The sequence below is a fragment of the Mesorhizobium calcicola genome (assembly GCF_042682105.1).
Taxonomy (GTDB): Bacteria; Pseudomonadota; Alphaproteobacteria; order Rhizobiales; family Rhizobiaceae; genus Mesorhizobium; species Mesorhizobium calcicola.
Map to the genome: position 1 here is coordinate 28,817 of NZ_JBHUGY010000013.1, position 21,564 is coordinate 50,380.

Genomic DNA, 21,564 nt, shown 5'->3' on the forward strand with positions numbered 1-21,564 from the left:
GATGACCGCATTCCTTCGCGCCCCCCTCTATGAACTGGTTACTGCGACTGTCCTCGCAATCCTTATCGCGTTGGGCGCCTCGGCCCCGGCCTCCGCCGCAAAGATCGACGACCAATTCCGCGCCTGGCTGCAGGACAACCTGTGGCCGGAAGCCAAGGCGAAAGGCATTTCCAAAAAAACCTTCGATGCCGCTTTCGATGGCATCAAGCCCAATCTGAAGCTGCCCGACCTGGTGAAGCCGGGCGAGAAGGCGACGACGCCGCAGAAGCAGCATCAGGCCGAGTTCGGCTCGCCCGGCGCCTATTTCGCCGAGAAGACCATCGGTGCGGTGACATCAGGCGGACGGGCGCGCGAGGCGACCAATGCCCGCACGCTGGCCGCCATCGAGAAGCGCTATGGCGTGCCGGGCGAGGTGCTGCTGGCGATCTGGGGCCGCGAGACCGGCTTCGGCGCGGCAAAGATGCCGTATGACGCCTTCGAGGTGCTGGGCACCAAGGCGTTCATGTCGACCAAGAAGGATTTCTTTCGCACCGAGCTTTTGGCCGCGCTGGAAATCGTCGAGCGCGGGCTGGCTCCGGTCGGCGCCATGAAATCATCCTGGGCCGGTGCGCTCGGCCAGCCGCAATTCATGCCGACCTCGTTCCTGAAGCACGCCGTCGATTTCGACGGCGATGGCCGCGTCGACATCTGGAATTCGACGCCGGACGTGCTGGCCTCGATCGCTAACTATCTCGTCCATTATGGCTGGGTGCGGGGGCGAGGCTGGGGTTTTGAGGTGACCGTGCCGGCGACGGTCTCCTGTTCGCTCGAAGGCCCGGACCAGGGCAAGACAATTTCGCAATGGGCTGATATGGGCATCAAGCGCGTCGGTGGAAAAGCGTTTCCGGCGAGCGAGCTGAAGGCCGAGGGTTTTCTGCTGATGCCGGCCGGGCGCAGCGGGCCGGCCTTCATCGCCACGCCCAATTTCTACGTGCTGAAGGAATACAACACCAGCGACCTCTACGCGCTGTTCATCGGCCATGGCGCCGATCGCATCGCCCATGGCGACAGCAATTTTGCCGGCGGCTGGGGTGCGGTCGGCGGTCTCTACCGCTCCGACATTGCCGCCTTGCAGCGGGCGCTGGAAGCCAAGGGCTATGATGTCGGCAGCGCCGACGGGTTGCCCGGCTTCAAGACCCGCCGCTCGATTGGCAAGTGGCAGGCCAAGAACGGCCGCGCCGCCACCTGTTTTCCCGACGCCGATCTGGTCGCCGTGCTGAAATAGCTCGAATATTAGCAGATTTTTCCCGATTGGCGGCATCAATTAGCTGGCGGATGCGTCGACTGACCACAGCCCGTTCTGGTCCAATACGCTGTCTTGCAAATGCTCGTTGCCGGCTTGGAAGCTGCCCGATATGGTGTTGACCAATTGGACAAAAACCACGACGGTAAGTGGCAGGGGGCCGTCACCGGTCCCGAAAGAATACTGCAATCCTGAGCCGGGAACTCAGGCCAACAAAACAGGGAACAATCACGATGATGATGGAAAAGTTTGCTCGACGCTCCCGCATCTTGCTCGCGGGTGCCGCCATGTCCGCGCTGCTTCTGGCCGGCGCGCCAGCGGGCGCGGTCACGCCCGCCGACACGCTGGTCGAAGGTTTCGCGATCGACGACATCATCTCGATGGACCCGGGCGAGGCGTTCGAACTGTCGACCGCCGAGGTCACCGGCAACACCTACGATCTGCTTGTCCGCCTCGACCTCAGCGACACCTCCAAGGTCAAGGGCGACCTCGCCGAAAGCTGGACAGTGTCCGACGACGGCCTGACCTACAGCTTCAAGCTCAAGCCCGGCCTGAAATTCGCCTCCGGCAATCCGATCACCGCGGCCGACGTCGCCTATTCGTTCGAGCGCGCCGTCAAGCTGGACAAGAGCCCGGCCTTCATCATCGGCCAGTTCGGCATCAGCGGCGACAACGTCACCGAAAAGGCCAAGGCGGTCGATGACACCACCTTCCAGTTCACCGTCGACAAGGCCTATGCGCCGAGCTTCGTCTTGAACTGCCTGTCGGCAACCGTCGCTTCGGTGGTCGACGCCAAGCTGGTCAAGGAACATGTCGCGGCGGTGACGCCGAGCGCCGACTACAAATGGGACAATGACTTCGGCAATGCCTGGCTGAAGACCGGCTATGCCGGCTCCGGCGTCTACAAACTGCGCGAATGGCGCGCCAACGAGGCTGTCGTTCTCGAGCGCAACGACAATTACTACGGCGAAAAGGCCAAGCTTGCCCGCGTCATCTATCGCAACATGAAGGAAAGCTCGGCCCAGCGCCTGGCGCTCGAAGCCGGTGACATCGACGTTGCCCGCAATCTCGAGCCGAACGATCTCGACGCCATCGCCAAGAACGCCGATCTCACCACCACCGGCGCGCCGAAGGGCACGGTCTACTATATCAGCCTCAACCAGAAGAACCCGAACCTCGCCAAGCCCGAGGTGCGCCAGGCGTTCAAGTATCTGGTCGACTATGATGCCTTGGGCTCGACCATCCTCAAGGGCATTGGCGAGATCCACCAGACGTTCCTGCCCAAGGGCGTGCTGGGTGAACTCGACGAGAATCCGTTCAAGCTCGACGTCGCCAAGGCGAAGGAACTGTTGGCCAAGGCCGGTATGCCGGACGGCTTCAGCGTAACCATGGACGTGCGCAGCAAACAGCCGGAGACAGGCATGGCCGAATCGATCCAGCAGACGCTGGGTCAGGCCGGCATCAAACTGGAGATCATCCCCGGCGACGGCAAACAGACGCTGACCAAATACCGCGCCCGCAACCACGACATCTATATTGGCCAGTGGGGCCAGGATTACTTCGATCCGAACTCCAATGCCCAGACCTTCGCCTCGAATCCCGACAATTCGGACGCCGGCAAGTCCCATACGCTTGCCTGGCGCAACTCCTGGGACATTCCGGACCTGACCAAGGAAACGGAAGCGGCTCTGCTCGAGAAGGATGCAGGCAAGCGCGCCGATATGTACAAGGATCTCGAGAAGAAGATCCTCGACACCAGCCCCTTCGTCATCATCCACCAGCAGCTGGAAGTGGCCGGCCTGCGCAAGAACCTCAAAGGCTTCGCGCTCGGCCCGAGCTTCGACACCAACTTCGTCGGGCCGGTGTCGAAGGAATAGTGCCCGCGGACGCGCAGCATGAGCGCGATTGAAAACGAGGGCGGGCGCGGCAGCGCCCGCGCCGTCGCCTTTGCATCATCGCTTGGCCGTTTCCTGGTCATCGCGATCACGACCTATCTTGGTCTGCTCGCGGTCACCTTCTTCATCGGCCGTGTCATCCCGATCGACCCAGTGCTGGCGGTGCTCGGCGACCGGGCGCCGGCCGATGTCATCGAACGCACGCGCCGCGAGATGGGCCTCGACCTGCCGTTGGTCGAGCAGTTCTACATTTATGTGAAAAGCGCGCTGCACGGCAATTTCGGCACCTCGGTGCTGACCACCAATCCTGTCATGACCGATATTCGCCGCGCCCTTCCGGCAACGACGGAACTGGCGACGCTGGGAACTCTGATCGGTGCGCTGTTCGGCGTGCCGCTCGGCGTGCTGGCCGCTGTCAAGCGCGGCAGCCTCATCGACCAGATCGTGCGCATCATCGGCCTGATCGGTTATTCCGTGCCGATCTTCTGGCTTGGGCTGTTGGCGCTGGTGCTGTTCTACGCCAAGCTGCAATGGGTCGCCTTCCCGGCCCGGCTCGACGTGGTTTACGAATACACCTTCACGCCGATCACCGGCTTTTATCTCCTGGATTCCATGTGGCAGCGGCAGTGGGATGTCTTCTACGATGCCTTCCGCCACATCATCCTGCCGGCCTCGCTGCTCGGCTACTTCTCGCTCGCCTATATCAGCCGGATGACGCGCTCGTTCATGCTCAACGAACTGGCGCAGGAATACATTGTCGCGGCGCGCGCCAAGGGCCTGTCGGAAACCCGCATCATCTGGGGCCACGCGCTGCGCAACGCCGCGGTGCCTATGGTGACGGTGATCGCGCTCTCCTATGCCGGGCTGCTCGAAGGCTCGGTGCTGACCGAGACCGTGTTCTCGTGGCCGGGCATCGGCCTCTACATCACCAACTCGCTGCAGAATGCCGACATGAATGCGGTTCTCGGCGGCACCATTGTTATCGGCTCGGTGTTCATCGCCATCAACCTTCTCTCCGACCTTCTGTACCGCGTGCTCGATCCAAGGACGAAGTCAGCATGAGCGCCGACGCCATCCAGAGCCGTCTCGACTGGCTGCTCAGCGAGCGGCCGGCCTCGCGCATGCAGGCCAAGCTCGGCCGCGCCTATGTGGCGTGGCGGCGCTTTTCCGCCAACCGGCTGGCGTTTCTCGGCCTGCTCATCATCATTGCCCTGTTGGTCGTCGCCGCTATTGCCGGTGTGCTGGCGCCCTATTCGCCGACATTCGGCGACCTCAAGGGCTCGCGCCTGCTGGCGCCGAGCGCCGAGCACTGGTTCGGCACCGACGATCTCGGCCGCGACATCCTTTCGCGCATTCTCTACGGCTCGCGCTGGACGCTCTACGTGGTCATCCTGGTTGCCATCATCGCCGCGCCGATCGGCCTTTTGGTTGGCACAGTCGCCGGCTATGCCGGCGGCTGGACCGATGCCATCTTGATGCGCATCACCGACATCTTCCTCGCCTTCCCCAAGCTGATCCTGGCGTTGGCTTTTGTCGCCGCCCTCGGCCCCGGCATCGAGAATGCGGTGCTGGCCATCGCCATCACCTCCTGGCCGCCATACGCTCGAATTGCTCGCGCGGAAACTCTGACCGTGCGCAATTCCGACTACATCAAGGCGGTGCAATTGATGGGCGCTTCGCCCTTCCGCATCGTGCTGCGCCACATCATGCCGCTCTGCATCTCCTCGCTGATCATCCGGGTGACGCTCGACATGGCCGGTATCATCCTGACCGCCGCCGGCCTCGGCTTCCTCGGCCTTGGCGCGCAGCCGCCGCTGCCCGAATGGGGCACCATGATCGCATCGGGCCGCCGCTTCGTGCTCGACCAATGGTGGGTGGCCGGAGCGCCGGGCTTCGCCATCCTCATCGTCAGCCTTGGCTTCAACCTGCTCGGCGATGGCCTGCGCGACGCGCTCGATCCCCGCAGTGGTGACCAATGAGCACGCTTCTCGATGTCGACGATCTGCGCGTCACCTTCCCGACCCGCACCGGGCTGATCGAGGCGGTGCGCGGCGTCTCCTTCTCGCTTGGCCGCGAACGGCTTGGCATCGTCGGCGAGTCCGGCTCCGGCAAATCGCAGACCGGCCGCGCCATCATGGGGCTGACGCCGCCGCAGGCCCGGATATCGGCCAACAGGCTGGCCTTCGACGGCATCGACCTTTTGGCGGCGTCGCCACGCGAACGCCGCGCGCTGCGCGGAAAGCGCATCGCCATGATCCTGCAGGACCCGAAATACTCGCTCGACCCGGTGATGAGCATCGGCCGTCAGATCGTCGAGACGCTGCGCACGCATGAAAAGGTCGGCAAGGCGGAGGCGCGCGACCGCGCCCTGGCGATGCTGGAAGCGGTGCAGATCCGCGACCCGGCCCGCGTCTTCGACCTGCATCCGCACGAGGTCTCCGGCGGCATGGGCCAGCGCGCCATGATCGCCATGATGCTGATCGCCGGGCCGGAAATGATGATCGCCGACGAGCCGACCTCGGCGCTCGACGTCACCGTCCAGCTCGACGTGCTCGGCATTCTGGACAGGCTGGTCAGCGAGCGCGGCATGGGGCTGATCTTCATCTCGCACGACCTGCGCCTGGTCTCGTCCTTCTGCGACCGCGTCATCGTCATGTATGCCGGCAAGGTGATCGAGCAGCTCAAGGCATCCGAACTCGGCCGTGCCCAGCATCCCTACACGCGCGGCCTGCTCAACTGCATGCCCAAGATCGGCGCCGACCGCCATCCGCTGCCGGTGCTCGACCGCAAGCCGGAGTGGGCGGCATGACAGCAGCGATCGCCGTCGACAGGCTGGAAGTGATCTTCGACCGCTTTCGCGCGCTGAAGGGCGTCAGCCTGGACGTGCAGCCGGGCGAATCCTTCGGCCTGGTCGGCGAGTCCGGCTCCGGCAAATCGACGCTGCTGCGGGCCATCGCCGGCCTCGCGCCGGTTGCGTCGGGGAGCATCACCGTCAATGGCAAGACGCTTGGCGCACGCCGTGACAAGGCCTTTTACCGCGAAGTGCAGATGGTCTTCCAGGACCCATACGGCTCGCTGCACCCGCGCCAGACCGTCGACCGGCTGCTGCAGGAGCCGCTTGCCATCCATGGTTTTGCCGATGGTGAAAAGCGCATCCAGCGGGCGCTCGACGAGGTCGGCCTCGGCAACGGCTTCCGCTTCCGCTATTCGCATCAATTGTCGGGCGGCCAGCGCCAGCGCGTGGCGATCGCGCGTGCGCTCATCCTCGAACCGTCGATCCTGCTGCTCGACGAGCCGACCTCGGCGCTCGATGCCTCGGTGCAGGCGGAAGTGCTCAACCTTCTGGAAGAGGTTCGCCGGCGGCGCAAATTGACCTTCCTGATGGTCAGCCACGACCTCGCCATCATCACCCATATCTGCGAGCGGCTGATGGTGATGCAAAGCGGCGAGGCGGTGGAGAATCTGGCGGCGAATGACCTTGTCGAACGCCGCGTGACCAAGCACTATACGCGCAACCTGCTGCGAGCCAGCGACGGGTTTGTGCGGGCGTAGTTTCTATTGCTTAAGTCGCGTTCCTTCCCACCCCCCTCTGTCCTGCCGGACATCTCCCCCGCAAGGGGGGAGATCATGCGCACTGCTGCTTTCGCCAATTGTCGTCATCGCAGGAATGAGAGGAGCGCAAAGGTTGCCGATCTCCCCCCTTGCGGGGGAGATGGCCGGCAGGCCAGAGGGGGGTGTGACGGATCGCGGCGCGACTCGAAATTTTCCGTCTCAGGCTGCCCCGCCTTCCGGCACCCCGTGCGCGACTTCGCTCTCCAATCCCCGCCTCGGCTCCTTGATCCGGAACCACGCGACATAAAGCGCCGGCAGGAACAGCAGCGTGATTGCCGTCCCGGCGATGATGCCGCCCATCATGGCATAGGCCATCGGCCCCCAGAACACCTCACGCGCGATCGGGATCAGCGCCAGGCTGGCGGCGGCCGCCGTCAGCGCGATCGGCCTCATGCGGTGTTCGGTCGCCTCGATGACCGCCGCCCAGCGGTCCTTGCCTTCGGCGACCAGATCCTCGATCTGCACGATCAGGATGACCGAGTTGCGGATCAGGATGCCGATCAGCGCCAGCACGCCGAGGATGGCGACGAAGCCGAGCGGCGCACCGCTCGGCAGCAACGCCGCGACCACGCCGATCAGTCCGAGCGGTGCGACGGCTACGACCAGGAACAGGCGCTGGAAGCTTTGCAGCTGGATCATCAGGATCGTGGCCATGATGAACAGCATCAGCGGCACCACGGCGGCGATCGGGCCCTGGCTGTTGGCGCTTTCCTCGACCGAGCCGGCCGTGGCGATGGCGTAGCCGACCGGCAGCTTGGCGATGAAGGCATCGACCGACGGCTTCAACTCGTTGACCACGGTTGCCGGCAGCGCGTCGCCGACCAGTCCGGCGCGCACCGTGATCGTCGGCACGCGGCTGCGTCGCCACACCGTCGGCTGCTCCAGCTCGTAGTGGAAGTTGGCGACGGCGGCGAGCGGGATGGACTCGCCATTGCCGGTCGGCAATTGCATGTTGCGCAGCGTCTCGATCGAGCCGCGTTCGGCCTCACGCGAGCGCACCACGACGTTGATCAGATAGGTGGCGTCGCGCACCTGGGTGATGGTGACACCGCCGACCACGCTGTTCAGCGTATTGGAAATGTCCGACGAGGTGACGCCGAGCTGACGCGCCTTGTCCTGCAGCACGTCGACTTTCAGCACCCGCGACGGTTCGTTCCAGTCGAAAGTCGGCGCGCCGAGTTTCGGATTGGCCGAAATGACGCCGGCCAGCTGCTGGGACAGCGTCCGCACCGTCTGGGTGTCGGGACCACTGACGCGGTATTGCACCGGCCGGCCGACCGGCGGGCCGAGCTCGAGCGTCTTGACGAAGGCATCGGTGCCGACGAAATCCTCGCGCAGCATCTTTTCGATGGCCGTCTTGACCCTTTCTCGAGCCTCGATGTTCTTGGTGACGATGACGGTCTGGCCGAAATAGGGATTGGCCGGCTGCACGTCATAGGCCAGCACGAAGCGAACCGCGCCCTGGCCGATATAGGAACTCCAGTGGTCGATGTCGGGATTGCCGGCAAGTGCGGCCTTCTCGAAGCGCTCCATCTGGTCGCGCGTCTCGGCGATCGAAGAATTCTGCGGCAGGTTCCAGTCGACGATCAGTTCCGGCCGGTCGGAGGACGGGAAGAACTGCTGCTGGACAAAGCCCATGCCGACGATCGAGGCGGCGAACAACAGCACCGTCGCGATGATCGTCAGCCAATGGTGGCGGACCGAGCCGACCAGCACGCTGCGGAACAGCGACGTGAAGCGGCCGGGCTTGTCATGATGCTTCTGTTTCATCGTCGCCGGCAGGATGGTGATGCCGAGCAATGGCGCAAACAGCACCGCAACGATCCACGACACCAGCAGCGACACGGCGATGACGACGAACAGCGTGTAGGTGTATTCGCCGGCGGCGCTGTTGTTGAGGCCGATCGGGATGAAGCCGGCCACCGTCACCAGCGTTCCTGTCAGCATCGGGAACGCGGTCGAGGTATAGACATAGGTCGCCGCCTTGCGCAGCGTGTCGCCGGCCTCCAGCCGCGCCACCATCATCTCGACGGCGATCATGGCATCGTCGACCAAAAGGCCGAGCGCGATGATCAGCGCGCCCAGTGAAATGCGCTGCAGCGAGATGCCGAGATAGTCCATGAACAGGAAGGTGATGGCCAGCACCAGCGGGATCGACAGCGCCACGACGAAGCCGGCACGCATGCCGAGGCTGATGAAGGAGACGGCAAGCACGATGGCGACCGCCTCGAACAGCGCGCGGGTGAAACCCGAAACCGCTTCCTCGACGATCACCGGCTGGTCGGCGACCAGATGCACGCCGACGCCGATCGGCAGGTCGGCGACGATCTTGTCCATCTCGACCTTCAGCGCCTTGCCGAAGTCGAGCAGATTGGCGTTGGGCTTCATGCCGATGGCGAGCCCGATCGCATCCTCGCCGTTGAAACGGAACAGTGCCGTTGGTGGATCGACATAGCCGCGAGTGATGGTCGCCACATCGCTCAGCCGGAAGAAGCGGTCGTTGACGCGCAGGTTGATGGCGCGCAGGCTTTCCTCCGAGGTGAACTGGCCCGAGACACGCACGCTGACGCGTTCCGGCCCGGTCTCGATGACGCCCGAGGGCGCGATCGCGTTCTGCGCCTGCAGGCTGGCCACGATCGCCTGCTGGTTGAGGCCAAGCGCCGCGATCTGGCGGGTCGAGAATTCGAGATAGATCGCCTCGTCCTGGGCGCCGATCAGGTCGACCTTGCCGGCATTGGGCACCGCCAGGATCCGGGTGCGCGCCTCCTCGACATAGTCGCGCAGCTGGCGAGGCGTCAGCCCGTCCGCCGTGAAGGCATAGACATTGCCGAAGACGTCGCCAAAACTGTCGTTGAAGAACGGCCCCTGCACACCCTCGGGAAACTGCGAGCGGATGTCGTTGATCATGTTGCGGACGCGCACCCATGTCGGGGCCACGTCGCGCGCCCTGGTCGACGGCTTCAGGTTGACGAAGACGACGGTCTTGCCGGCGGTGGTGATGGACTTGCTGTAGTCGAGGCTGTCGAGTTCCTCGAGTTTCTTTTCGATGCGGTCAGTCACTTGCCGCACCGTTTCGTCGACCGAGGCGCCCGGCCAATTGGCCTGGATCAGCATCGTCTTGATGGTGAAGGCCGGGTCCTCCTCGCGGCCGAGATTGAGATAGGCCGAGACGCCGGCGACGACGAACACCAGCATGAAATACCAGACCAGCGAACGGTGGCTGAGCGCCCAGTCAGAGAGGTTGAAGCCCTTCACTTGGCGGCTCCTTCCGGGATTTTGACCGTCTCGCCCGCTGTCAGGCTGTGGACGCCGGCGGTGACGACGCGCGTGCCGGCATCGAGCCCTCCGGCGACGGTGAAGGAACCGCCGCGTTTGGCGCCGACCTGGATATCGTGCAAGGCGACCTTCGATTGCGCATCGACGGTCCAGACCTGCTGCTTGCCGTTCTTTTCGAGCAGCGCCGACAGCGGCAGTTCGATCGTCGGGTCGATCGCCGTCACCCGCGTCGCCGTCACCGTCGAGCCGAGCCGGAACGCCGTCGGCGCGTTGAACAGCGTCAGGCGCACGCGGCGTGTGCGGGTCGAACTGTCGGCCTGCGGCGCGATCTCGCGCAGCTTGGCCTCGGTCCGGATCGACGGCCGCGATTGCAGGATCACGTCGAAGCCGGTTCCGACAGCCAGGTCGCCGGTCAACTGGTCGGGAATGTCGACGACGGCTTCGCGCACGTCCGAGCGCGCCACCGTCACAACGGTCTGGCCGGCCGACACGGTCTGCCCGACTTCGGCGCCTGCGGCGGTGACGACGCCGTCGAAATCCGAAAACAGCCGGGCATAGCCGAGCTGTTCCTGCGCCCTGGCAAGAGCGGCCTTGGCGCGCTCGACATTGGCTTGTGCTGACTGGCGCGCCTGCTGGGCCGCCTCAAAAGTTGCCTGCGAGGTGTTCTTGTCGGCCAGCAATGCGCGCTGGCGCTCCTCGCTGGCGGCGGCATTGGTGAATTCCGCCTGCGCGTTGGAGAGACCGGCCTTGGCGGCTTGCTCGGCAAGTTCCAGCGCGGTCGGATCGAGCGTGGCGATCGTCGTGCCCCTGGTGACGAGGTCGCCGACACCGACGTCGCGGCTGACGACGCGGCCGAGCAGGCGGAAGGCCAGGTTGGCGCTGAATTCCGGTTCGACGACGCCGGCAAAACCCAAAGTCTGGCTGGAGCGCGGCTCGACCACCACCGAAAGCACGGGCCGGATGATCTCGGGCGCCTTTTCGGGCTCGGCCGAACAGGCGCCGACAAGGACCAGCGCCGACAGGGCGATCACACTCGTGGGCCGGTTCATTGCGTTGCCCCTCCGGCGATCTCGACCGTCTGGCCCGGGCTAAGCAACTGGCCACTGGCGGTGATGACGTGCTGGCCGGCCTCCAGCCCCTTGTCGACGACGATCACGCCGGAATCATAGGCAAGGATGTCCACCGGAGCGATGGTGACCACCTTGGAAGCCGGATCGACGAGCCAGACCGCCGGCTTGCCGTCGTCGGAGGTGAGCGCCTGCCAGGGCAGGATCACGGCTTTCACCGGGCTGGCGCTGACGGTGCCGGTGACGGCGGCGCCGAGCGGCATGGCGGCGGGGGTATCGGGAATGGCCACCTTGACCCGAACCGAGGCCGAGGCGGCATCGACCACCGGCGATATCTCGCGCACCTTGCCTGTGGCCTTGATCGCCGGGTCGGACACAAGCGTGATCGACACCGGCGGCGCCGCCGAACTGCCGGCAACCAGCGTTTCATGGACATTGAAGACAGCGTCGCGGTCGCCGTCCTCGGCAATGGTGAACACCGTCTGCGCGGCTTGCACCACCTGGCCGGCTTCGACCGCGCGCGCCGTGACGATACCTGGCGCGCCGGCCCGCAATTCGGTGAAGGTGAGGCTTTCCCGGGCATTGTCCAACGCGCTCTGCGCCTGCTGGACGCTGCCTTGCGCCACGCTCTGCGCCTGTGCGGCCTGATCATAGTCGCGCCGCGTTGTGAAGCCCTGGGCAAGCAGCGTCTTCTGGCGTTCGAAGGCGGCGGAGGCTTGCGTCAGCTGCGCCTGCGCGGCGTCGAGATCGGCCTGCGCCGAGCGCAGATCCGATTCCTGTTCCTGCGGATCGATGCGGGCCAGAAGCGTGCCCTTGTCGACATGCTGGCCGATTTCCACCAGCCGCTCGGCGACCCGGCCGCCGACCCGGAAGGCCAGGTTGTTCAGCGTGCGTGCGGCGATGACCCCGGTCAGCGACGTCGTCGGTGCATAGCTGGAGATCTCGACCTCGGCGGTGCGCACCATGATCGGCAGCTTGTGTTCGGCCGCCTCCTGCTTCTGGCAACCGGCGAGAAGCAGGCTCGCCATCGCGCAGGCAAGCATTGGGGTTTTTCGGAACGGCAAAAGGCTGGGGAGCAATGGTTGCAAGGCGGAGGATGTCGCGTTCCTGCTCATGGCTTCCCCTGCCGGCGTGGGACGCTCCCCCACTGCGGAGCCTCGCGGTCCGTTTGAAGATAATCGATCCCGGGGAAAAGGGAACCTCTCTCGTACGCGTATCGGTCGACTGGTTAAGGCGGCGCTCGGCCACAGGCCCAATCGCCTGTTGACGGTGCCGACTTGAGGAAAACGTCAAATAAGGTCAGAAGACGTGTCAGCGACATCAAACAAGAACGGGCGCCGGCCCGATGAGGATATCATGAAAAATTCAGCCATTTCCGAACGCAAGAACCAGTCGATCTCGCGTGGCGTCGGCATGACCACGCAAATCTACGCCGACCGGGCTGAAAACTCGGAGATCTGGGATGTCGAGGGCCGCCGCTACATCGACTTCTCGTCGGGCATCGCTGTCGTCAACACCGGTCATCGCCATCCGAAGGTGATCGAGGCGGTCAAGGCGCAGCTCGACCGCTTCACCCACACCTGCCACCAGGTGGTGCCCTATGAGAGCTATGTGCGGCTGGCCGAACGGCTGAACGGCATGCTGCCCGGCAAGTTCGAGAAGAAGACGATCTTCGTCACCACCGGCGCCGAGGCGGTCGAGAACGCCATCAAGATCGCCCGCAACGCCACCGGCCGTCAGGCGGTCATCGCCTTCGCCGGCGGCTTCCATGGCCGCACCTTCATGGGCATGGCGCTGACCGGCAAGGTCGTGCCCTACAAGGTCGGCTTCGGCGCCATGCCGGGCGACGTCTATCACGCGCCGTTCCCGGTGCCGCTGCACGGTGTGTCGGTCGCCGATTCGCTGGCCGCACTCGACCGGCTGTTCAAGGCCGATGTCGACCCGGCCCGCGTCGCCGCCATCATCATCGAGCCGGTCCAGGGCGAGGGCGGCTTCTACGACGCGCCGCGTGAGTTCCTGACCGCGCTGCGCAAGCTCTGCGACCAGCATGGCATGCTTTTGATTGCCGACGAAGTGCAGACCGGCTTTGCCCGCACCGGCAAGATGTTTGCCATGGATCACCATGAGGTGGCGGCCGACATCACCACCATGGCGAAAAGCCTGGCCGGCGGCTTCCCGCTGGCCGCGGTCACCGGCCGTGCCGAGATCATGGATGCGCCCGGCCCCGGCGGGCTCGGCGGCACCTATGGCGGCAGCCCGATCGGGGTCGCCGCCGCGCACGCCGTGCTCGACGTGATCGAAGAGGAGAAGCTCTGCGACCGCGCCAACACGCTGGGTGCAAGGCTGAAGCAGCGGCTGCAGTCGATCCGTGACGACGTGCCCGAGATCGTCGATATCAGAGGCCTCGGCTTCATGAACGCGGTCGAGTTCAACGACGTCAAGAAGGGCCTGCCGTCGGCCGAGATCGCCAATGCGATCAGGCTGAAGGCGCTCGACAAGGGGCTGATCCTGCTGACTTGCGGCGTCTATGGCAACGTCATCCGCTTCCTGGCGCCGATCACCATCCAGGACGGCGTCATGAACGAGGCGCTCGACATCCTGGAAAGCTCGATCCGCGAAGTCTGCGCCGCCTGATTGGCGGGGCGCCGGCCTGGAGGTCGGGACTATCCAGCCGCTCTGGCCGGTTCACCCTCAAGGAAGGCGGCCAATGCCGCTTTCAGGCCTTCGGGGCCAGCCGCGATCGTCTGCGGCGTCGGCGAGAAGCCGGCGCCGAGCATCTTGCGGCCGAGCATGTGGTCGCCGGGACGATTGACCGATTCGATGCCGAGCAACCGGTCTCCGGCATAGTGGTAGATCGAGAATTTGTTGTCGGGCAGGTCGCCCAGCACGACATGGCTATCGCCGCCGGCGGTCAAGCCGACCATCTGCAGCTTAATGTCGCCGATGTCGGACCAGAACCATGGCACCGCCGAATAAGCGTCGACGTGGCCGGTGACGGTGCGTGCGGCAAGCCGCGCCTGGTCGGTGGCGTTCTGTACCGATTCCAGCCGCACGTCGCCGCCGGTGAACCAGTGTCGGTAGGAGGCGGCGTCGCCAATGGCCAGAATCTCAGGCAACGAGCTGCGCATCTGATGATCGACGCGGATGCCGTTGGCGACAGCGAGGCCGGCTTCCTGCGCCAGTTCGACATTCGGCACGGCGCCGATGCCGACGATGACCATGCGTGCCGGCAGAATTTCGCCTGACGAGGTGACCGCGGCCACGACATGGCCGATTTCGCCTTCGAGCCGGGCAATGCTGGTGCCGGTGAGGATGCGTACGCCGATCGCTTCCAGCCGTTGGCGGACATGGCTCGCCACGACCGGCGCCACGGCTCGGCCGAGCAGCCGGTCAACCGCTTCCACAACCGTCACCGTACGGCCGGCCGCCCGCAGCGTCGCGGCGATCTCCAGTCCGATGAAGCCGCCGCCGAGGATGACGACCTCGTCGCTCTTCGCGCTCAGCTCGCGGATCAGCCGCGCATCGGCCAGCGAGCGCAACGACACCACGCCTGACAGATCAGAACCGGGCAACGGCAGGATGCGTGGCCGCGAGCCGGTCGCCAGGATCAGGTGATCGAAGGCAAGTGTCGCGCCGCCGGCGATATCCAGGCTGCGGCGTCCGGCATCGATACGCTCGATCCTGATGCCCGGCCGGTAGTCGATGGCGCTGCCGGTGTAGAAGGCCTCGCCACGCAAGGGTTGCGGCTTGGCCTCGGCATCCTTGATGAAGGTCTTCGACAGCGGCGGCTTGTGGTAGGGCAGCTCGTTTTCGTCGCCAACGAGGATCACCGGTCCGTCATAGCCCTCCTCGCGCAGACTGGCGGCCGCTTGCACGCCCGCATGACCCGCGCCGATAATGACGACACCGTTCTTCATCGGATTCCAATCCCCGTTCAATTCTAGGACGTCTCGCCAAGTGGCGATTGTCTGGCGCCGCCGCAAGAGCGCTTTTGCGGGTCGCACCCGGAATGGCGGCTGTCAATCGCACGGTTCGGCAGCGAGATCGATGCAGGCAAGTGCATAAAGTTGACTATCGTAGTTTAGAATTATTCTAAACTATTGTTTCAATTGGCTTTTCCTGTCGATTTTCGTTGACTTCCATCAATGTCGAAGCTTTATGGAAGCTCGCGCGTTGGCGCATCCCTTTGATGTCTGGGCCTTGAACCCGTTCGATTGGAGGCAATTCGGTGTCTTTCTTCCGTGACCCACGCCTTGTCGTGGCCATTTTTTTGCCGGATGGCGTTGCCTGCCTGACTTGGTGCGGGCCGCTCGTTGCCGCGCCCATATTTCAGTGAATTCCTGAGGAGATGACAGTCATGAGAGCGATGATAACGGCGCGGTATGGCCGTAGGGTTGCGGCGATCGGCGCCACGGCCCTGCTGACGGCGGCGGTGTTCGTGCTGCCGGCCAAGGCCGAAACCGATGCGAAGGCGGTCATCAAGACCTATGCCGACATCGCGCTCGCCAAATATGAGGATTCGCTGACCACGGCGCAGGCGCTCGACAAGGCGGTCGACGCCCTGCTCGCCAACCCGTCGGCGGAAACGCTCAACGCCGCCCGCGACGCCTGGAAGGCAGCGCGCGTCCCCTACCAGCAGACCGAAGTCTACCGGTTCGGCAACAAGATCGTCGACGACTGGGAAGGCGAGGTGAATTCCTGGCCGCTGGACGAAGGGCTGATCGACTACGTCGCCAAGAGCTACGGCACCGAATCGGATGCGAATTCGCTCTATACGGCCAATGTGATTGCCAACAAGGAGATCGAGATCAACGGCAAGAAGGTCGATGCCACCAAGCTGACGCCGGAATTCCTCTCCGGCACGCTGCAGCAAGCCGGCGGCATCGAGGCCAATGTCGCCACCGGCTATCACGCCATCGAGTTCCTGCTCTGGGGCCAGGACCTGCACGGCACCGGCCCGGGCGCCGGTGAGCGCCCGTATACCGATTATGACCTCAAGAACTGCACCGGCGGCAATTGCGACCGCCGCGCCCAATACCTGAAGTCGGCGAGCGACCTTCTGGTTTCCGACCTGCAGAAGATGGTCGGCGACTGGAAGGAAGACGGTGCTGCCCGCAAGAACCTCGTCGACGGCGAGCCGAACACCGCCATCTCGATCATCTTCACCGGCATGGGCTCGCTGTCCTACGGCGAACTCGCCGGCGAACGGATGAAGCTCGGCCTGCTGCTGCACGATCCGGAAGAGGAGCATGACTGCTTCTCCGACAACACCTACAACTCGCATCTCTACGACGCCATCGGCACTCGCGCCGCCTATCACGCCAGCTATACCAGGCTCGACGGCACCGTCGTTTCGGGTCCCTCGGTGGCCGATATGGTGAAGGCAGCCGATCCGGCGGTCGACAGGGAGCTGTCGGGCAAACTCGATGTCACGGTCGCCAAGATGGAGGCGATCAAGGCGCGGGCACTGGCCGGCGAGGCCTATGACCAGCAGATCGCCGAGGGCAACACGGAAGGCAACGCCACCGTGCAGGCGGCGATCGACGCCTTGATCGACCAGACCAAGTCTATCGGACGCGCCGTCGGCACCCTGAAGCTCAACGCCATCGCCTTCGAAGGCTCCGACAGCCTCGACGCGCCGGACAAGGTGTTCAAGTAAGCATCGACAGGCTGGGGCCTGATCCGGAGCCGGGCAATCGGCTTCGGATCAGGCCCCGGTAAGAAATCAAGCCACACGGCGCGGGAGGCGCCGTCAGCCATCCGGGCCACGTAATGCTGATCTGCCATTGCAACATCATCACCGAACAGGAAATCGAGCAGACGATCGTCGGGCTGCTGGAGCAGGATCCCTGGCAACTGATCGTGCCGGCGAAGGTTTATCACACCATGCAAAAGCGCGGTCGCTGTTGCGGCTGCTTCCCAAATGTGGTCGAAACGATCATTCGGGTCACCGAAAACTACCACGCCCGTTCGGAGGCGATCGGCGTCGATATCGTTTCACACCTGGACCGCGTCAGAGGCCTGCGCGTCCAATATGGGAGCAGAATCCATGAAAGGCGAACCGCAGATCATCGAGCGGCTTAACGGGGCTCTGTTTCTGGAGCTGGGAGCCGTCAACCAGTATTGGGTGCATTTCCGCCTTCTGGAAGATTGGGGATATGCCAAGCTGGCGAAAAAGGAACGGGCGGAATCGATCGAGGAAATGCACCACGCCGACCGGCTCGTGGCCCGCATCATCTTCCTTGAAGGCCATCCTAACCTGCAATCCGTGGCGCCGCTGCGCATCGGGCAGAATGTCAAGGAAGTGCTCGAATCCGACCTTGCCGGCGAATATGACGCGCGTACCGCCTACAAGCGCTCGCGTGAGATCTGCGAGGAAGCGGGCGATTACGTGTCGATGAAGCTGTTTGAGGAATTGCTGTCCGACGAGGAAAGTCACATCGACTTCCTCGAGACGCAGCTCGACCTGCTTGCCTCGATCGGCGAGGAAAAATACGGCCAGCTCAACGCCGCATCGGCGGACGAGGCGGACTAAGGACATGCGGGAATGCGGCGCCTGCTAGAATTCGTGCGCCGCTTGCGGCGGGCCAATGGCTCGCCGCCCCGTCACAAAACGCCAGCCGGATCGGCGCGCGGGCGTTGCGCAATCCTCGTGGTGGCACTCACCTCTTCGGCGATTGCCGGCGACCTTCAGCCGGCCGGCCTCGCCACCACGCGCACCGACCTCAATCCAAAGGACCAGGCGCGCGTCACGGCCATCACCAGGCCGACGTCGGATTTTTCCAGACCCGAGCAGTTCGAACTGATGCAAGGTGGCGCCGGCACGTCCAGAAAGGACGTCAGCCGCGATTCCTTCTCTCAATCCTCGGCCAACCTCACCTTCGAGGAAGAGGGCACCTTCAAGCTCGGCAACGCTCTTTTCCGCAAGAACTGGGTGTCGTCGCCATCCTCGACGCAGGCTTCGGACGGGCTTGGTCCGCTGTTCAACGAACGCGCCTGCCAGAACTGCCATCTGAAGGATGGCCGCGGCCGTCCGCCGCAAGGCGATGCCGGCACCACGTCGATGTTCCTGCGACTGGCCCGCGAGGCAAACAGCGCCGAGGAGAAAGCAGCGCTTGCCGACCACAGGCTGCTCAATGTCCCCGACCCGGTCTACGGCACGCAACTGCAGGAGCTGGCCGTGCCCGGCCTGCGCGGCGAAGGCAGGATGCATGTCGATTACCAGGAACGGCCGGTGGCGCTGGCGGACGGCACCGTGATTTCCTTGCGCAAACCCAGCTATTCGGTTGTCGATCCTGGCTATGGGCCGCTAGATCCACGCACCACGCTGTCGCCGCGCCTGACGCCGCCGATGATCGGCCTTGGCCTGATCGAGCAGATTGCCCCGGCCGATATCCTCGCCCATGCCGACCCGGATGACCGGAACGGTGACGGCATTTCCGGCAGGCCGAACATCGTGCGCGACGGCCAGGGCGGAGAGCTGACGCTTGGGCGTTTCGGCTGGAAAGCACAGACCGCCTCGATCCGCCAGCAGGCGGCGGATGCCTTTGCCGGCGACATCGGCATCTCGACGCCGGAAGCGCCGAAACACTGGGGCGACTGCACCGCCGCGCAGGAAAAATGCCTCGCCATGCCGAACGGCGTGCAGCAGCGTCTCGGCCCGGTCGAGGCGCCACCACCGGTGATGGATCTCGTCACCTTCTATTCGCAGAACCTGGCCGTGCCGGCGCGCCGCGACCTTGATCGGCCGGACGTGCTCGCCGGCAAGAAAATCTTCTACGAGGCCGGCTGCATTGCCTGTCACACGCCGAAATTCGTCACCCGTCGCGGCACGCCGAACACGGCGCAGGCCTTCCAGTTGATCTGGCCGTATTCCGACTTCCTGCTGCACGACATGGGGCCGGATCTGGCCGATGGCCAGGCCGTGGGCGAAGCGACGGGCAATGAGTGGCGTACCCCTCCACTGTGGGGCATCGGCCTCACCGAAACGGTTAACGGCAATTCTTTCTTCCTGCATGATGGCCGCGCGCGCAGCCTGACTGAGGCGATCCTGTGGCATGGTGGCGAGGCGCAGAAGGCGCGCGACCGCTTTGCCGCCGCCGACGCGGCAGACCGCGATGCGCTGCTCAAATTCCTGGAGTCACTCTGATGCTCAAGCGCTCTGCACTGGTCCTCGTTCTGCCGCTGGCCCTGCTGGGCGTCCCGGCGTCGGCGGCTGTGGAAGCCTCCGAAATCATCCAGCGGGCGATCGACGGCTTTATCCGCCCGGCCTATGCCAGCCTCGAGGACCATGCCGGCCATTTGACCAAGGCGATGCACACGCTCTGCACCGCGCCCTCGCAAAAAGACCTCGATGCGGCGCGGGCCCAGTTTTCGGCGACGGTCGATGCCTGGTCGTCGGCCGAGATCATCGGCTTCGGGCCGATCAAGGAGAACAACCGGCTGGAACGCATGCTGTTCTGGCCGGATCGCAAGGGCATCGGCCTGAAGCAGGTGCAGGCGGCGCTGTCCGACAAGGATCCGACCGCCACCGATCCGGCACAGCTGGCCGGCAAGAGTGTCGCCATGCAAGGGCTGGGCGCGCTGGAATTCATCCTTTACGGCGATGGCGCCGATGCGCTGACGGGCCAAGCCGATCCCTATCGCTGCGCCTATGGCGCGGCGGTTGCCGGCAACATCGAAACCATGGCCGGCGAGGTCAGCGCCGCCTGGAACAAGCCGGATGGTTTTGCGGCCCTTTGGGCCAATCCGGGGCCGCAGAACGCGCTTTATCGCGACGGCAACGAAGCGGTGACCGAACTGGTCGGCGTCTTCATCAACGAGCTGGAAATGGTGCGCGACGTGCGCCTGAAGGGCTTTTTCGGCGGCAAACCGGATGCGGACAAGCCCAGGCAGGCAATCTACTGGCGGTCGCACAACACCACCAATTCGCTGGCCGCCAATCTGTCGGGAATCGACGATTTGTTCCAGTCCTCGAAGCTCGGCGATGCACTGCCGCCCGATGCGCGCTGGATGGCGGAATCGATCCACATCCAGCTGGTCAATGGCGTCGCCACCGCCAGGGCTGTCGGCGGTCCGATCGACAAGGCGCTTGCCGATCCGGCGTTGCGCGAAAAGCTCGATCATTTCGCACTGATCACCTCCAGCCTGTCGACCCTGATCGGCACCAGGCTGACCGCCGAATTCGGCCTGACCGCCGGCTTCTCATCGCTGGACGGGGACTGAGCATGGCTACGCCGCTGATCGACCGCCGTGACTTTCTGAGGGCTGCAGGTGTTGGTTTTGCGGCAGCGATGGCGCCTTCGGCCTGGGCGAAGACGCTTGCGGCCGACGCCGTCTTCGCCACCGCCTTCGTCAAGCGCGACGGCAGCTATGGCGCGGCCGTCCTGTCCGAGGCAGGCAAGCTCCTGCATGCGATCGACCTGCCCGACCGCGGCCATGACGTCACTTTCGATCCGATGTCGAAGCGTTCTGTGGTCTTCGCCCGCCAGCCCGGCACTTTCGCCGTCGTCTTCGATCACTCGGGCCGCGAGGAGCCGCTGACCATCGCCAGCATCACCGGTCGGCATTTCTTCGGCCACGGCGTGTTCTCCCCCGACGGGGCGCTGCTCTACGCCACCGAAAACGACTTCGACAATGCCGCCGGCGTGGTCGGTATCTACGATGCGCGGGCGAAATTCAGCCGCATCGGCGAATTCCCGACCTATGGCATAGGCCCGCACGAGCTTCTGCTCCTGGGCGACGGCAGGACGATTGCGGTTGCCAATGGCGGCATCGAGACCCATCCGGACTATGGCCGCGCCGAGCTCAACATCGCCACCATGAAGCCGTCCTATGTGCTGATCGACCGCGTCACCGGCGACCTGGTCGAGAAGCACGAACTGCCGGCGGCACTGCACCAGCTGTCGATCCGCCACATGGACAGCGATCGATCCGGCACGGTCTGGTTCGGCTGCCAGTACCGGGGGCCGGGCACCGATCGTCCGCTGCTGGTCGGCCGCGCGGCGCGTGGCAAGGATTTGCAGCTGCTCGATATGCCACAGGACGTGCTCTCCGGTTTCCGCAACTACATCGGTTCGGTCGCCGCCAATCCGCTTGCCCGCACCGTCGCTGTCTCGTCACCGGAAGGCAATTCGCTTGTTGTGATCGACGCGCCGAGCGGCCGGATCGTCTCGAACAGCACGCTGGCCGAGGTCTGCGGCGTGGCGCCTGACGGAACCGGTTTCATGGCGACCACAGGCGCTGGCGAAATCATCGAGGGCAGCGGTGCGACCCGCTCCGAACCGGACTATGTCTGGGACAACCACATGCTGCGCATCGAACAGGCAGCGTAGATATTTTTTTCCGCCGGGCCGAAACGAACCCGCTTAACAAAATATACACTATCCCCTTGCGGTGGCGGGCCGTGGCGGGCACAGGGAATTGTTTTTTC

The 21,564-nt window shown here is 64.5% G+C and carries 17 protein-coding genes; 13 read left to right on the forward strand and 4 right to left on the reverse strand.

Going from position 1 to position 21,564, the window contains the following annotated elements; genetic code table 11:
• Position 1 precedes the first annotated feature (1 nt).
• From ACFSQT_RS06155 to ACFSQT_RS06180, 6 genes are all read left to right on the forward strand, one after another.
• A complete protein-coding gene (locus tag ACFSQT_RS06155; protein ID WP_379017510.1) occupies positions 2-1,264 on the forward strand; it encodes a lytic murein transglycosylase in 1,263 nt (420 codons plus the stop codon).
• 251 nt (positions 1,265-1,515) lie between these two features.
• Positions 1,516-3,159 (forward strand): ABC transporter substrate-binding protein, encoded by a 1,644-nt coding sequence (locus ACFSQT_RS06160; protein ID WP_379017511.1) that lies wholly within the window; start codon positions 1,516-1,518, stop codon positions 3,157-3,159.
• Between the two features lie 18 nt (positions 3,160-3,177).
• A complete protein-coding gene (locus ACFSQT_RS06165; RefSeq protein ID WP_379017512.1) occupies positions 3,178-4,239 on the forward strand; it encodes an ABC transporter permease in 1,062 nt (353 codons plus the stop codon).
• Positions 4,236-5,156: a nickel transporter permease gene (nikC, locus tag ACFSQT_RS06170; protein WP_379017514.1), complete on the forward strand. Its 921-nt coding sequence runs from the start codon at positions 4,236-4,238 to the stop codon at positions 5,154-5,156. The genes ACFSQT_RS06165 and nikC overlap by 4 nt, the downstream gene beginning before the upstream one ends.
• Complete coding sequence (locus ACFSQT_RS06175; protein WP_379017516.1) at positions 5,153-5,986, forward strand: ABC transporter ATP-binding protein; 834 nt, start codon at positions 5,153-5,155, stop codon at positions 5,984-5,986. Before nikC ends, ACFSQT_RS06175 begins: the two co-directional genes overlap by 4 nt.
• Positions 5,983-6,729 (forward strand): ABC transporter ATP-binding protein, encoded by a 747-nt coding sequence (locus tag ACFSQT_RS06180; protein ID WP_379017517.1) that lies wholly within the window; start codon positions 5,983-5,985, stop codon positions 6,727-6,729. The genes ACFSQT_RS06175 and ACFSQT_RS06180 overlap by 4 nt, the downstream gene beginning before the upstream one ends.
• A 219-nt stretch (positions 6,730-6,948) precedes the next feature.
• Here the strand turns inward: ACFSQT_RS06180 and ACFSQT_RS06185 are convergent, their stop codons facing one another.
• The 3 genes from ACFSQT_RS06185 to ACFSQT_RS06195 are packed head-to-tail and all read right to left on the reverse strand — an operon-like array spanning position 6,949 to position 12,247.
• On the reverse strand, positions 6,949-10,044 hold the full coding sequence (locus ACFSQT_RS06185) for an efflux RND transporter permease subunit (protein ID WP_379017519.1): 3,096 nt from the start codon (positions 10,042-10,044) through the stop codon (positions 6,949-6,951).
• On the reverse strand, positions 10,041-11,114 hold the full coding sequence (locus ACFSQT_RS06190; protein WP_379017520.1) for an efflux RND transporter periplasmic adaptor subunit: 1,074 nt from the start codon (positions 11,112-11,114) through the stop codon (positions 10,041-10,043). Before ACFSQT_RS06190 ends, ACFSQT_RS06185 begins: the two co-directional genes overlap by 4 nt.
• Positions 11,111-12,247 (reverse strand): efflux RND transporter periplasmic adaptor subunit, encoded by a 1,137-nt coding sequence (locus ACFSQT_RS06195; protein ID WP_379017522.1) that lies wholly within the window; start codon positions 12,245-12,247, stop codon positions 11,111-11,113. The genes ACFSQT_RS06190 and ACFSQT_RS06195 overlap by 4 nt, the downstream gene beginning before the upstream one ends.
• Before the next feature lie 241 nt (positions 12,248-12,488).
• Here ACFSQT_RS06195 and ACFSQT_RS06200 point away from each other — a divergent pair, with 241 nt between their 5' ends.
• Positions 12,489-13,766, forward strand: a complete 1,278-nt coding sequence (locus ACFSQT_RS06200; protein WP_379017524.1) for a 4-aminobutyrate--2-oxoglutarate transaminase — start codon at positions 12,489-12,491, stop codon at positions 13,764-13,766.
• A gap of 29 nt (positions 13,767-13,795) precedes the next feature.
• Here ACFSQT_RS06200 and ACFSQT_RS06205 read toward each other — a convergent pair whose 3' ends face one another.
• The gene (locus ACFSQT_RS06205) at positions 13,796-15,049 is read right to left on the reverse strand and encodes an NAD(P)/FAD-dependent oxidoreductase (protein ID WP_379017525.1); all 1,254 of its coding nucleotides are present in this window, start codon (positions 15,047-15,049) and stop codon (positions 13,796-13,798) included.
• 449 nt (positions 15,050-15,498) lie between these two features.
• Here ACFSQT_RS06205 and ACFSQT_RS06210 point away from each other — a divergent pair, with 449 nt between their 5' ends.
• From ACFSQT_RS06210 to ACFSQT_RS06235, 6 genes are all read left to right on the forward strand, one after another.
• The gene (locus ACFSQT_RS06210) at positions 15,499-16,791 is read left to right on the forward strand and encodes an imelysin family protein (protein WP_379017666.1); all 1,293 of its coding nucleotides are present in this window, start codon (positions 15,499-15,501) and stop codon (positions 16,789-16,791) included.
• A 113-nt stretch (positions 16,792-16,904) separates the two neighbouring features.
• Positions 16,905-17,216, forward strand: coding sequence for a (2Fe-2S)-binding protein (locus ACFSQT_RS06215; RefSeq protein WP_379017526.1), 312 nt, complete (start codon positions 16,905-16,907; stop codon positions 17,214-17,216).
• A complete protein-coding gene (gene bfr, locus ACFSQT_RS06220) occupies positions 17,182-17,667 on the forward strand; it encodes a bacterioferritin (protein WP_379017528.1) in 486 nt (161 codons plus the stop codon). Before ACFSQT_RS06215 ends, bfr begins: the two co-directional genes overlap by 35 nt.
• 12 nt (positions 17,668-17,679) lie before the next feature.
• Positions 17,680-19,281, forward strand: coding sequence for a di-heme oxidoreductase family protein (locus ACFSQT_RS06225; RefSeq protein ID WP_379017531.1), 1,602 nt, complete (start codon positions 17,680-17,682; stop codon positions 19,279-19,281).
• The gene (locus ACFSQT_RS06230) at positions 19,281-20,357 is read left to right on the forward strand and encodes an imelysin family protein (protein WP_379017532.1); all 1,077 of its coding nucleotides are present in this window, start codon (positions 19,281-19,283) and stop codon (positions 20,355-20,357) included. The genes ACFSQT_RS06225 and ACFSQT_RS06230 overlap by 1 nt, the downstream gene beginning before the upstream one ends.
• A gap of 2 nt (positions 20,358-20,359) precedes the next feature.
• Positions 20,360-21,466 carry a DUF1513 domain-containing protein gene (locus tag ACFSQT_RS06235; protein WP_379017534.1) on the forward strand — a complete coding sequence of 369 codons (1,107 nt, stop codon included), beginning with the start codon at positions 20,360-20,362 and terminating at the stop codon, positions 21,464-21,466.
• Positions 21,467-21,564 lie beyond the last annotated feature (98 nt).